The sequence below is a fragment of the Rhodococcus sp. 14-2496-1d genome (genome assembly GCF_002259365.1).
Taxonomy (GTDB): domain Bacteria; phylum Actinomycetota; class Actinomycetes; order Mycobacteriales; family Mycobacteriaceae; genus Rhodococcoides.
In genome coordinates this window covers 249,874-262,123 of sequence record NZ_NPFV01000010.1, presented here as the reverse complement: position 1 = coordinate 262,123, position 12,250 = coordinate 249,874, and the positions used below count along the sequence as shown (strand labels likewise).

Genomic DNA, 12,250 nt, shown 5'->3' with positions numbered 1-12,250 from the left:
GCGCAACGACTTCACCGGCCGCGGCGAGAACAAGCGCGAGGAACTCGCCGCGTTCCTCGAAGACCTCGAGCGTCAGGCCACCAAGTTCGAGGAGATGCGTGATCGCTCCTTCGCCCGCGAACGTGCGAAGGCCGAGTCGCGCGCGTCCTGACCGTCCGATGTGAGCGGAACTTCGTAGTCTGCTACGAAGTTCCATTCACATAGGGTGTGGTGTGAACGAATTCTGGGACCGCATCTCCGCGGTGAGTCCTGATCCACCGGTATGGATCGTCCAAGTTGCTGCTGTGATTGCACTCGTCATCGTCGTGTTGCCGCAGACGTGGCGGATCGCGCGCAACGTGGTGACCATCGCGCACGAGGGTGCGCACCTGTTCGTTGCGCTGATCACCGGTCGTCAGCTTATGGGCCTGCGCTTGCATTCGGACACCTCGGGCGTCGCGATCTCGAAGGGCAAGCCCACCGGGCTCGGCGTCATCGCCATGACTTTCGCCGGCTATGTCGGGCCGTCGCTACTCGGTCTCGGTGCCGCGTTCGTGCTCGGGACTCAGCATGCGTCCGCGGTGCTGTGGATCGGTATCGTCTCGATCGCGTTGATGCTGTTGATGATTCGCAACATCTACGGATTGCTCTCCCTGGTCACCGTCGGGGCCGCCCTGTTCGTCGTGTCCTGGTGGGGCACCGGTGAACAACAGGTCGCCGCGGCGTACTTCATCACGTTCTTCCTGCTGATCGCCGGTCCGCGTCCCGTGCTCGAACTGCAGAAATCGCGCAGCGCAGGACGGGCGCGGGACTCCGACGCCGATCAGCTGGCCCGGTTGACCTTCCTGCCCGGCATCGTCTGGGTCGGGCTGTTCCTGCTCGTCACCGTCGGCTCATTGGCATTGGGCGCGTGGCGAATTCTGATGCCGGTGCAGTGACGGCGGGCCTGGGCATCTCAACTGTTCGGCTGCGGATTCTCCGTCAATATCCCGACCAGTCGCGCGACTCGGGCCGCTCGGGTCTGCTCGCGCGCCGCGTTGTCGATCGGCATCAACAATTGACGTCGCTCGCTCGGCCGCTTCCGCTCCCAGGCCGGTGTGCACTGCGCGTTCCTCATCGCCTCCTCGAGGTCCTTCGGAACCGGCACCAGATCGGGGTCGGCCGGCTCGAACTCGCACGAGACCAGATCACCGGGGCGAATGCCCAACCGGCGTTGAAGACCTGCACCGATGTAGACGAAGGACCCGGGCATCACATTCGAATCTGCCTTGTTGAGACCGAGATTGAGACTCGAGCCCTCGATCGAACCGTCGATCCGGCGAGTCGGCCACCGTTCCGCCGCCTCGACCAAACCAGTCGGTACACGAATGATCGTGTACGTGTTCTTACCCCACGTCATCGGCTCGAGCACTCCGTCGAACCGGATGCGGTCACTCACCGATGCCTCGCGCCGTCGACACAACACCGAAGGGAATGTCGCCCACGATCGCAGCATAATCGAGTGCAAAGTCTTCGAGCCGATGACGGACCTTCGAGGCAGTGAGGGAAGGGGTACGCATGGCCGTCATGGACGACGCACCGAGGGTGCATGCCGAGACACGTGCGCAGTGGCGGACATGGCTGACCGAACATCACGCGACGGTGCAATCTGCGTGGCTGGTGTCGTGGAAGAAGGCCACCGGAAAGCCGGCGATCAGCTACGACGACGCCGTGTCGGAAGCCCTTGCGGTGGGGTGGGTTGACAGTCGACCCCGCAAGCTCGACGACGAGCGAACCATGTTGTATTTCTCGCCCCGGAAACCCGCGAGCGCGTGGTCCCGTCCGAACAAGATTCGCGTCGAAGCCCTCCGTGAAGCAGGTTTGATGCTCCCGGCGGGGGAGCGCGCCGTCGAGGCTGCCGTGGCCAACGGATCGTGGACCGTACTCGACGAGGTCGAGGATCTGATCGTTCCCGACGACCTTGCGGCTGCATTCTCCGAATACGTTGATGCGGAGAACAATTGGAACCGATTCCCTCCGTCCGCGCGTCGCGGAATTCTGGAGTGGATCGCCACAGCCAAGCGGCCGGAGACCCGCGCCGCTCGAGTACACGAGACTGCTCGGCTCGCATCGATCGGCGAGCGCGCAGCTCGTTGGCAACCCAAGCGCGATCGACAGTGATGGAGCGCGCCACCGATGACTGGGCCGAGTGTCGATCATCGGGTCACGTCTCGCCCCGCTAGAACACCACCCACAGCAGCGACGCGAGTGCGAAGATCGCCAATCCGAGCGTGGTTTCCATGACGGTCCAGGTCTTGAGGGTCGTCTTCTCGTCCATGCCGAAGAAGCGGCTGACGAGCCAGAAGCCGGAATCGTTGACGTGAGAGAGGACGGTCGCTCCGGCGGCCAGTGCGAACACCAACAGTGCGATCTTGAAGTTGCTCAGATCCAGCTCGGCCACCTGCACCGAGATCAGCCCGGCGGTGGTGGTCAATGCCACGGTCGCCGAACCCTGCGCGACGCGTAGAGCGGTGGCGATCAGGAAGGCCTGCAGCAGAATCGGCAACCCGATGTCGGACAACGAGGCGGTGAGGGATTGCCCGATGCCACTGGCGCGCAGTACTCCACCGAACATGCCGCCGGCGCCGGTGATCAGGATGATCGAGCAGATGGGTCCGAGAGCCTGGTCCATGTACTTGGCACCGTCGGCTACGGGGAAGCGTCCCGGCGCGAGGATGAACAGGGCCAGCAGCAGGGTGATGAGCAGTGCTATCGGGGTCTGACCGATGAGCGTCAGCGCCGCGGCCCAGGTCTCGTCCCCGGTCAGTACGCCCGAAGTGGTCAGTGTGTTGACCACGGTATTGAGCGAGATCAGCACCAGCGGCGTCAGCAGGATGAACAGCACCGCACCGAACTTCGGCGCGGGGTCTCGGAGGCCGGCCATTTCCTTGTCGTGTTCGTCGGTGTCGGCTGCGCCGTCGGAGAAGAGGTCGGCGGGCAGGGTGTGGAACCGCTTACCGAGCTGCGTGCCGACGAGGTAGGAGCCGACGAACCAGGAGACGACGGCGACGGGGACGCCGACCAGCAGTACCGATCCGATGTCGCCGCCGAGAAGTTCGGTGGCTGCGACGGGACCGGGGTGCGGGGGAACGATGGCGTGCATCGCGGCGAAAGCGCCTGCCGTCGGGAGGGCGTACAGCAGCACGGATCCGCCGAACCGTCTGGCGACGGTGAAGATGATCGGCAGGAAGACGACCAGGCCGGCGTCGAAGAAGATGGGGAAGCCGAAGATCATTGCGGCGACACCCAGGGCGAGCGGGGCGCGCTTGGCCCCGAATCGGTTGATCAGGGTGTCGGCCAATACCTGTGCGCCACCGGTGATTTCGAGCAGTCTGCCGACCATCACACCCAAGGCGACGAGCAGGGCAACAGATCCGAGTGTGGAACTGAAGCCCGAGAGCAGGGCCGACGGCACTTCCGCCAGCGGAATTCCCGCCGCGACAGCGGTGACCGCGCTGACCAGGACGAGTGAGACGAAGGCGTGCAACTTCACCTTCATGATGAGGAACAGCAAGATTGCTACAGCTGCGGCTGCGATCAGCAGCAAAACAGTCGTTCCGTATGCCGGTTCGATCGGATCCATGGGGGTTACCTCGTTCGTTCGGCTCGAATTTCGACCATATCGGACAGTCTGCAAGCCGCGTGGGGTTACGAGCTCCGGTCGTCGGTCGACTCGGTTGCTGTGGAGTACGGTGCGAGTATGAGTGATGGGGATCACGTAACGGGTGGGGACGGCGCCGGAGACTCGACGGGGGAACCGACGAAGGAACAGCTGCGCGAGCAAGCGCAGCGGTACGCCGCCGCTGCGCGGATGAAGATGAAGGAGCGACGGGCGAACTCGTCCGGTGGTCTCGGAGCCGTTGTTGCCGAACGTGCAGGCGGCTGGGACCTCGACGACCAGAACACCGCCGCGATGGACCGTCAGCAGCGGCTGTGGAACGGGGTGATGGATCGGTACTTCCGAATGGAGATCGACGGTTGGGAGACCATCCCCGAGTCGCCGGTGCTGGTCGTGGGGGTGCACTCGGGTGCGCCGTTCGTGTGGGACGCGTGGACGGTCGGCGCGCAATGGTGGCGACACTTCGGCGAGAAGCGGATTCTGCACGGCACCGCGCACGATGCACTGATGGCGTTCCCGTTGATCGGCAAAGTCTTTCGATCCATGGGCGTGCTGCCCGCGGCACCGGACTCGATGTCGACGGCGTTGGCCGAGGGCCGGGACGTCATCGTGTGGCCGGGTGGTGAGGTCGATTCGTTGCGGCCCTGGAGCAAGCGAGACGAGGCGACGCTGGGCGGCCGAACCGGCTTCATCAAGCTCGCCATCCGGACGGGTGTACCCATAGTGCCGGTGGCGACCGTGGGTGGGGCCGACGCGATGCCGGTGCTCATCCGTGGTGACAAGCTGGCGAAGGTGCTCAAGCTGGACAAGATCGCACGGTTGAAGGTGTTCCCGATCGCGATCTCTCTTCCGTGGATCATCGCGCCCGCCGCGCTGCCGCAGATTCCGTTGCCCGCGAAGATTCGTACGCGTTTCATGCCGCCGGTGGAACTGGACCACGATCCGGCTCGGTGCGAGGACGAGGCGTACGTCGACGCCAAGTACGACGAGGTACGTGCGAGCATCCAGTCCGGGATGGACGCCCTCGCCAGCAAGCGAAAGTTTCCCGTCTTCGGTTGATTTCTCGTCGGCCCGGCAACACGGACCGAACCTGACCGCGATCGTTTCTAGCGTCTCCGTCGTAGGGATTCACCGCTACGACGAGGGGCGTCACACATGATCGAAACATCGGGACTGACCAAGACTTTCCGGCAAGGCAAGAAGACCGTGGAGGCGGTGCGCGGCATCGATCTGGCGATCGGTGAGGGAGAACTGGTGGCGCTGCTCGGACCCAACGGGGCCGGCAAGTCGACCACGCTGCGCATGCTGACCACCCTGTTGTCACCGACTTCGGGCTCGGCGCGAATCGCCGGATTCGACGTGACGAAGGATCGAGATCGCGTCCGGCGCAGCCTCGGCTACGTGGGGCAGGGCAACGGCGCGGGCCACAATCAACGCGTCCGCGACGAGCTCGTCGTGCAGGGCCTGTGTTATGGCATGACACGTCCCCGATCACGCAGTCGCGCAGACGAATTGATCGAGGCGCTCGAGCTCGGCGAGCTCGCTGCCCGTACGGTCTCGACCCTTTCCGGCGGGCAGCGTCGCCGGCTCGACATCGCACTGGGGCTGGTGCATCGACCGCCCCTGTTGTTCCTCGACGAGCCGACCACCGGAATGGATCCGCAGAGCCGAGCGAACCTGTGGGACCACATTCTCCGGCTCAGACGCGAGATGGGTACCACCATCGTGCTCACCACGCACTATCTCGACGAGGCCGATTCCATGGCCGAGCGGGTGATCGTCGTCGACCGTGGCACCGTCATCGCCGATGACACCGCCACGGCGCTCAAGTCCGAACTGGCAGGCGACCTCGTGGTCCTCACCGTGTCCGACGCGTCGGCGCTGGCTGCGTTGATCGGCGGTGTGGCCGGAGTCAGAGACGTGACTGTTGCGGGTTCGCGGTTGAACATCCGAGTCGAGCGCGCCGAGGTGGTTCTGCCGCAGATAGTGCGTCTGAGTCAATCCCACGGCATCGAAGTACTGACCGCCGACATGACGCGGCCGACCCTCGACGACGTGTTCCTCGGTCTCACCGGGCGCAGCCTTCGCGAGAGCGCTGCGGCGGCCACGCCTTCACTCGAAAGCGCCGGCACGGCAGGAGAACTCCGATGAACGTACTCTCCGGAAGCACGTTGGTGATGGGCCGCGAACTGCGGCCGATGGTTCGCGATCCGTTCACCGTCATCTTCAGTCTCGTCCAACCGCTGATTCTCCTGGCATTGTTCGGCCCGCTGCTCACCGACGTTCCCGGCCTCGGGGCCGGAAGTGTGTGGGACTGGTTCGTTCCCGGTGTGCTTGCAATGATCACCATCTTCGGAACGTCCATGACGGGCTCGAATCTGTTGGCCGAATTGCAGCAGGGGTCTCACGAACGAATGTTGGTGACACCGTTGCCGCGATCGGCGCTGCTGGTCGGGCGCGCGTTCAAGGAAATGGTGCCGCTGGCCGCTCAGGCCGTGCTGATCGTTCTGGTGGCATTGCCGCTCGGCCTGTCCGTGAATCCGATCGGTGCCGCCGTCGGAATCGTGCTGCTCGGTGTGTTCGGCGTCGGACTCGGCGCACTGTCCTATGCATTGGCTTTGGCTGTGCGCGGACAGGATTGGGTGTTCTGGTCCATCCAGCAGACGCTGATGTTCCCGCTGCTCATACTGTCGGGCACGATGCTGCCGCTGACGGCCGCACCGGGGTGGATGCAGTTCCTGGTCGACATCAACCCTCTCGGATATCTCGTGGACGCCGAACGTGCTCTGTTCGCCGGCGACTTCGCGAGTTCGACGGTGCCGGCAGGTGTCGTCGCGGCCGCGGCCACTGCGGTGGTCGGACTTGCCGTCGGGATCCGGGCTATGGGTTCGAAGCGGGTGTGAGGCTAAGCTCGCGTCATGGATCGGCCTGCGGTAATTCTCGAAAACGATGTGACCGTGTACGACTTCTACCTGCGTCACCAGCAGAATCGTCAGGTCGCGAGGTTGGCCTATGCCACCCTTGCCCGTCGCTTCCGCCCGCGGGTGTCGTATCCCGACGGTGCCCGTGAGGAGCTGCGTCGTCTCGTCTACGACAACACGCGTCTGCTCATCGCGGTCAATCATCTGACCGAGAACGATCCGTACACGCTCGCAGCGGCGGCATGGTCGTCGCCGCTGCGTCCGGTCATCGGCCGCACTCGGGTACTGGCCAAGGACGAGCTGTTCCAGGAACCCAAGCAGCGCAAGCGAATCGACATGATGGGTGGAATCCCTGTCTTCCGCGGCAAGAATCACGGAATGCGCGCGGTCAGCGCTGCGGGCAGCCGCATGATGGATGTCAGCGCAGAGCGCATGAAGCGGGGCGACGACCTCGCAGTGTTCCCGGAGGGAACCTGCAACCTCGAGGATCCGACGACGGTGCAGCACGTCGGCAGCGGTATCGGACACATCGCGATGCGGGCGCGCAAGCTCGGGGTCGAGCCGGTGCTGATCTGCATCGGTCTGAGCTACGGCCCCGGTGCGCCGAGAGTGAAGCGGGCGAGCGTCTACATCGATTCACCCATCACCGAACTGCCCGAGAAGCCGATCGACATCACGCGGGTGGTGGCGCAAGGAATGCAGAAGGCGCTCGACGGTGCGGTGGCTGCGTACTGACTGCGCCGGCGGGGTTGGTAGAAACAGATGACAGGTAATTCGATTCGGCGTTGTGTCAGGAGATATTCGTGAGCGATCAGATCAAGACGGCCATTGTCACCGGTAGTGCGCGTGGAATCGGCGCTGCGGTGGCGAAGCGGCTGGCCAAGGATGGTTTCGGAGTCGCCGTGGTGGACCTCGACGAGGCCGCGTGCAGCGACACCGTCGGCGCGATCCAGGCTGCCGGTGGGCAGGCAGTGGCCATCGGTGCCAATGTCGCCGACGAAGAATCGGTCCAGACTGCGGTCGATCGCATCGCGAGCGAGTTCGGTGCGCCGACCGTACTGATCAACAACGCAGGCATCACCCGCGACAACCTGTTGTTCAAGATGACGGTGCAGGACTGGGATTCCGTTCTCGGCGTACACCTGCGTGGATCGTTCCTGATGACCCGCGCGGTCCAGAAGCACATGATCGACGCCAAATGGGGTCGCATCGTCAACCTGTCGAGCACGTCCGCCCTCGGCAACCGCGGCCAGGCCAACTACTCCGCCGCCAAGGCCGGAATGCAGGGCTTCACCAAGACCCTCGCCATCGAACTCGGCAAGTTCGGTGTCACCGCCAACGCCATCGCCCCCGGGTTCATCGAGACGGAGATGACGGCGGCCACCGCAGAACGTGTCGGCATGCCTTTCGAGGACTTCAAAGCTGCTGCGGCGTCACAGATTCCGGTCAATCGCGTCGGTCACCCCGACGACATCGCGCACCTGGCATCGTTCTTCGTCAGCGAGGGCGCCGGCTTCATCTCGGGTCAGGTCGTCTACGCCGCCGGTGGGCCGAAGGACTGACCTCTCCAGATGCGTGAATGGACCATTCACGAGCCCAGACGGGTGTGAATGGTCCATTCACGCAGAACGGATGTCGACTACGGCGTCGGCATGCCACCGTTGACGTTCAACGTCTCGCCGGAGACGTAGCCCGATTCGGCCGAAGACAGGTAGACGTAGGCACCGGCGATCTCGGCGGGCTGCCCGGCGCGTCCCAGCGGTGTTTCCTTGCCGAAGTCCGGCAGTGCCGAGGTCGGCTGCCCGCCGGCGGCCTGCAGCGGTGTCCAGAACGGTCCCGGAGCGACGACATTGACGCGAATTCCCTTGGGTGCCAACTGCTGCGCGAGCGCCTTGCTGATGGTGTTGATGGCCATCTTCGTGGTCGCGTAATCCACCAGACCGGGTGAGGGTGTGTACGCCTGGATCGAACTGGTGTTGACGATGGTGGAGCCGGCGGGCATGTGCGGCACCGCTTCCTGGATGATCCAGAACAGTGCGTAGACGTTGGTTTTGAACGTCTGGTCGAATTGCTCGGACGTCAGGTCGGCCAGGTCTTCGACGAACTGCTGCTTACCGGCCACGTTGATCAGCAGGTCGAGCCCACCGAGCTCGTCGACGGTGGTGCGCACGATTCCGCGCGCGGCCTGTTCGTCGGTGATATCTGCCGGTGCCAGGACCGCGGTTCGGCCGGCGTCGCGGATCGACTGCGCAACTTCCTGCGCGTCTTTTTCCTCCGACGGCAGGTAGTTGAGCACCACGTCGGCACCCTCGCGCGCGACGGCAATCGCTGCTGCACGTCCGATCCCGGAATCGGCACCGGTTATCAGGGCCTTGCGGCCGGTCAGTCGGCCGGATCCACGGTACGTCTGCTCACCGTGGTCGGCGAGAGGCCGAAGATCTGCCGCGAGACCGGGCGGATCCTGGTGCTGTTCCGGGAAGCCGTCCTGACTGTACTGCGTGACGGGGTTGGTGAAGGTGTACTGATCGCTCACTGAGGAATCGTCCTTCGAGTGCAACGTACTGCGTGAGGAACCTCTGCTCGATTCCGTGTGCTCGACGCATGCCCCGATGCGGTCGGCCACAAACTGTGACCGACCGGACAGGGTTCGGAGGGTGAGCGTGTCCGGTCTCAGGGCAGGATCGAGTCGACGTAGCCACCGTCGACGCGCAGTGCGCCGCCTGTGGTTGCGGAAGCCTGTTCCGAGCTCAGATACACGATCATGTTGCCGATTTCCTTCGGCTCGATCAGGCGTCCGATGAGCGATTGGGGCCGGTGTTCCTTCATGAATTGCGCCTGTGCCTCGTCCCAGGGCAGTTCGTCACCGACGAGTTCGCCGACGAACTTCTCGACACCCTCGGTGTGGGTGGGTCCGACGATGACAGAATTGACCGTAACGCCGGTTCCTGCAGCAGCTTTCGCGAATCCACGGGTCACCGCGAGCAGGGCGGTCTTGGTCATTCCGTAATGGATCATCTCCTCGGGAATGACGACCGCGGAATCGCTGCAGATGTTCTGAATTCGGCCCCAGCCTGCCTCGGTCATCGCAGGCAGATACGTGCGGATGAGTCGAATGGCCGAGAGCACATTGACCTCGAAATAACGTCGCCATTCGTCGTCGTCGATGTCGAGGGCGGGTTTGGCTCCGAAGATGCCGAGGTTGTTCACCAGAATGTCGACGACGGGGACCTTTTCGACCAGCGTCTCCACCCCGTCGGCCGTCGCCAGATCGGCGGGCACGACGACCACCCGCGCACCGGGCACGTCCTTCAGCAACTGTTCCTCGGCCGAATCGAGCGCCGACGCGCTGCGGCCGTTGAGGACGACGCGTGCACCTGCGCGGGCCAATTCGGTGGCAATGGCCAGACCGATGCCTTGGCTGGAGCCGGAGATCAATGCGGTCCGGCCGTCGAGATCGATGTTCATGAAGCCTCCCAGTGTCGTGGAACGACTCCAGTGTGCGCCTTTCGGAAGACGTGAATGGTCCATTCACCGGCCCTGACGGGGGTGAATGGACCATTCACGCAGACGCGGGGGCCTACTACGAATACGTGTAGAAACCCTTACCGGTTTTGCGACCCAGCATTCCGGCGTCCACCATGCGCTGCAGCAGCGGCGGCGGAGCGTAGTGCGGCTCGCGGAATTCCGCGTAGAGCGACTCGGCGACCGCGAGGGTGACGTCGAGGCCGACGGTGTCCGTCAGGCGCAACGGGCCCATGGGGTGTGCACAACCGTTGACCATGCCCTCGTCGATGTCCTCGGCACTGGCGAAGCCGGACTCGAGCATGCGGATGGCCGAGACCATGTACGGGATGAGCAAGGCGTTGACGATGAATCCGGCGCGATCGCCTGCGCGAATCGTCTTCTTGCCCAGCGTGTTGCCGGCGTAATCCGTCACCGCTGCAACGGTTTCCTCGCTGGTGAGCAGGCTGACGACGATCTCGACCAACGGCAGTACCGGCACCGGGTTGAAGAAGTGCACTCCGACGACCTTGTCGGGACGCTTGGTCGCGTTGGCCATCTTGATGACCGGGATCGACGAGGTGTTGGTCGCCAGGATTCCCTCGGGCTTGACGATGGAATCGAGCTTGCCGAACAGATCGAGCTTGAGCGATTCGATCTCCGGTGCCGCCTCCACCACGAGGTCGCGGTCGGCGAAGTCGTTTATGTCGAGTGTCAACGTGATTGCGGCCCGGGCCTTCTCGGCTGCGTCGGCTTCGATGCGACCGGATTTGACGGCGCGGGCGAAGGACTTGTCGAGGCGGGCTTCGGCGGCGTCGGCCGTCGCCTGGCTCGTCTCCAGAATCAGTACCGAACTGCCGGAGCGAGCGCACATCTCGGCGATGCCGGCTCCCATGGTGCCGCCGCCGATGACGCCTACGAGGTCGATGTCGCTCATTTGAGCAGCGCCCGCGACATGACGACACGCTGAATCTGGTTGGTGCCCTCGTAGATCTGGGTGATCTTGGCGTCGCGCATCATGCGCTCGACCGGGAAGTCGGTGGTGTAACCGGCGCCGCCGAAGAGCTGCACGGCGTCGGTGGTGACCTCCATGGCCACGTCCGAGGCGAAGCACTTCGCTGCCGCGGAGATGAACCCGAGGTTCTTCTCGCCGCGCTCGGCGCGGGCTGCGGAGCTGTAGACCATCAGTCGAGCCGCTTCGACCTTCATCGCCATGTCGGCGAGCATGAACTGCACTGCCTGGAAGCTCGAGATCGAGGTACCGAACTGCTTGCGGTCCTTGGTGTATGCGATGGCTGCGTCGAGGGCACCCTGTGCCAGGCCGACGGCCTGCGCGCCGATGGTGGGGCGAGTGTGGTCGAGCGTTTCCAGCGCGGTCTTGAAGCCGGTACCTGGCTCTCCGATGATGCGATCGCCGGGAATCTTGCAGTTCTCGAAGTACAGCTCGGCGGTGGGTGAGCCCTTGATGCCGAGCTTCTTCTCCTTGGGTCCGACGACGAATCCCTCGTCGTCCTTGTGCACGATGAACGACGAGATGCCGTTGGCACCCTTGTCGGGATCGGTCACGGCCATCACGGTGTACCACTCGGACTTGCCGCCGTTGGTGATCCAACACTTGGAGCCGTTGAGGATCCAGTCGTCACCGTCGGCCTTGGCGCGGGTGCGCATGCTGGCCGCGTCGGATCCCGCTTCGCGCTCGGACAGGGCGTACGACGCCATCGCGCCGCCGGCCAGGGACGGCAGAACCTGCTTCTTGAGTTCCTCGGAGCCCTTGAGGATCAGCCCCATCGTGCCGAGCTTGTTGACCGCGGGGATCAGTGAGGACGAGCCGCAGACGCGGGCGACCTCTTCGATGACGATGCAGGCGGCGACGGAATCGGCACCCTGGCCGTCGTATTCCTCGGGAACGTGGATGGCGTTGAAGCCCGAGGCGTTCAGCGCTTTGAGTGCTTCCTCGGGGAAGCGGGAGTCCTCGTCGACCTCTTTGGCGTACGGAGCGATCTCCTTCTCCGAGAGGGCCCGAATGGCCGCGCGCAGTTCGTCGTGCTCTTCGGGCGATTGATACAGATCGAAGTCGGGATTTCCGGCCATGTCGGCCACGCTCCTCGGTGTGTCGGGGGTAGCACTGCCCGGAGGGGGCACTCAGTGCCAAGGATTGCCCCAGTGTACGTCTGAATACGTACCTGTTCAA

Annotated in this window: 13 protein-coding genes and 1 pseudogene; 8 read left to right on the top strand and 6 right to left on the bottom strand. The window is 64.1% G+C overall.

Annotation, left to right across the window (positions count from 1 at the left end; genetic code table 11):
- Positions 1-151: pseudogene (locus CH296_RS29495) on the top strand (acyl-ACP desaturase); the annotation flags it as partial.
- 61 nt (positions 152-212) lie between these two features.
- On the top strand, positions 213-917 hold the full coding sequence (locus CH296_RS08070; protein WP_032396733.1) for a M50 family metallopeptidase: 705 nt from the start codon (positions 213-215) through the stop codon (positions 915-917).
- A gap of 17 nt (positions 918-934) precedes the next feature.
- On the opposite strand, the gene CH296_RS08065 is transcribed toward CH296_RS08070, so the two are convergent.
- The gene (locus CH296_RS08065; RefSeq protein ID WP_179277661.1) at positions 935-1,417 is read right to left on the bottom strand and encodes a YdeI/OmpD-associated family protein; all 483 of its coding nucleotides are present in this window, start codon (positions 1,415-1,417) and stop codon (positions 935-937) included.
- A 119-nt stretch (positions 1,418-1,536) separates the two neighbouring features.
- Here CH296_RS08065 and CH296_RS08060 point away from each other — a divergent pair, with 119 nt between their 5' ends.
- Positions 1,537-2,139, top strand: coding sequence for a YdeI family protein (locus CH296_RS08060; protein WP_032396730.1), 603 nt, complete (start codon positions 1,537-1,539; stop codon positions 2,137-2,139).
- Between the two features lie 58 nt (positions 2,140-2,197).
- Here CH296_RS08060 and CH296_RS08055 read toward each other — a convergent pair whose 3' ends face one another.
- Positions 2,198-3,601, bottom strand: a complete 1,404-nt coding sequence (locus CH296_RS08055; protein ID WP_094684438.1) for a GntP family permease — start codon at positions 3,599-3,601, stop codon at positions 2,198-2,200.
- A gap of 234 nt (positions 3,602-3,835) precedes the next feature.
- Here CH296_RS08055 and CH296_RS08050 point away from each other — a divergent pair, with 234 nt between their 5' ends.
- The 5 genes from CH296_RS08050 to CH296_RS08030 all read left to right on the top strand — a co-directional run bounded on the left by CH296_RS08050 (position 3,836) and on the right by CH296_RS08030 (position 8,120).
- A complete protein-coding gene (locus CH296_RS08050) occupies positions 3,836-4,696 on the top strand; it encodes a lysophospholipid acyltransferase family protein (RefSeq protein WP_256980381.1) in 861 nt (286 codons plus the stop codon).
- Between the two features lie 96 nt (positions 4,697-4,792).
- Positions 4,793-5,788 (top strand): ATP-binding cassette domain-containing protein, encoded by a 996-nt coding sequence (locus CH296_RS08045; protein ID WP_094657537.1) that lies wholly within the window; start codon positions 4,793-4,795, stop codon positions 5,786-5,788.
- Positions 5,785-6,540 carry an ABC transporter permease gene (locus CH296_RS08040; protein ID WP_094630604.1) on the top strand — a complete coding sequence of 252 codons (756 nt, stop codon included), beginning with the start codon at positions 5,785-5,787 and terminating at the stop codon, positions 6,538-6,540. Before CH296_RS08045 ends, CH296_RS08040 begins: the two co-directional genes overlap by 4 nt.
- Before the next feature lie 15 nt (positions 6,541-6,555).
- Entirely contained in the window at positions 6,556-7,293 is a 738-nt protein-coding gene (locus CH296_RS08035) for a 1-acyl-sn-glycerol-3-phosphate acyltransferase (RefSeq protein ID WP_032396726.1), read from the top strand.
- A gap of 68 nt (positions 7,294-7,361) precedes the next feature.
- The gene (locus tag CH296_RS08030) at positions 7,362-8,120 is read left to right on the top strand and encodes an SDR family oxidoreductase (RefSeq protein ID WP_032396725.1); all 759 of its coding nucleotides are present in this window, start codon (positions 7,362-7,364) and stop codon (positions 8,118-8,120) included.
- A gap of 77 nt (positions 8,121-8,197) precedes the next feature.
- On the opposite strand, the gene CH296_RS08025 is transcribed toward CH296_RS08030, so the two are convergent.
- The 4 genes from CH296_RS08025 to CH296_RS08010 all read right to left on the bottom strand — a co-directional run bounded on the left by CH296_RS08025 (position 8,198) and on the right by CH296_RS08010 (position 12,150).
- On the bottom strand, positions 8,198-9,091 hold the full coding sequence (locus CH296_RS08025) for a glucose 1-dehydrogenase (protein WP_032397268.1): 894 nt from the start codon (positions 9,089-9,091) through the stop codon (positions 8,198-8,200).
- 137 nt (positions 9,092-9,228) lie between these two features.
- A complete protein-coding gene (locus CH296_RS08020; protein ID WP_094630603.1) occupies positions 9,229-10,023 on the bottom strand; it encodes an SDR family NAD(P)-dependent oxidoreductase in 795 nt (264 codons plus the stop codon).
- A 115-nt stretch (positions 10,024-10,138) separates the two neighbouring features.
- Entirely contained in the window at positions 10,139-10,987 is an 849-nt protein-coding gene (locus CH296_RS08015) for a 3-hydroxybutyryl-CoA dehydrogenase (RefSeq protein WP_306436975.1), read from the bottom strand.
- Positions 10,988-10,992: 5 nt separating this feature from the next.
- Positions 10,993-12,150, bottom strand: a complete 1,158-nt coding sequence (locus CH296_RS08010) for an acyl-CoA dehydrogenase (RefSeq protein WP_032396722.1) — start codon at positions 12,148-12,150, stop codon at positions 10,993-10,995.
- Between the last annotated feature and the right edge of the window lie 100 nt (positions 12,151-12,250).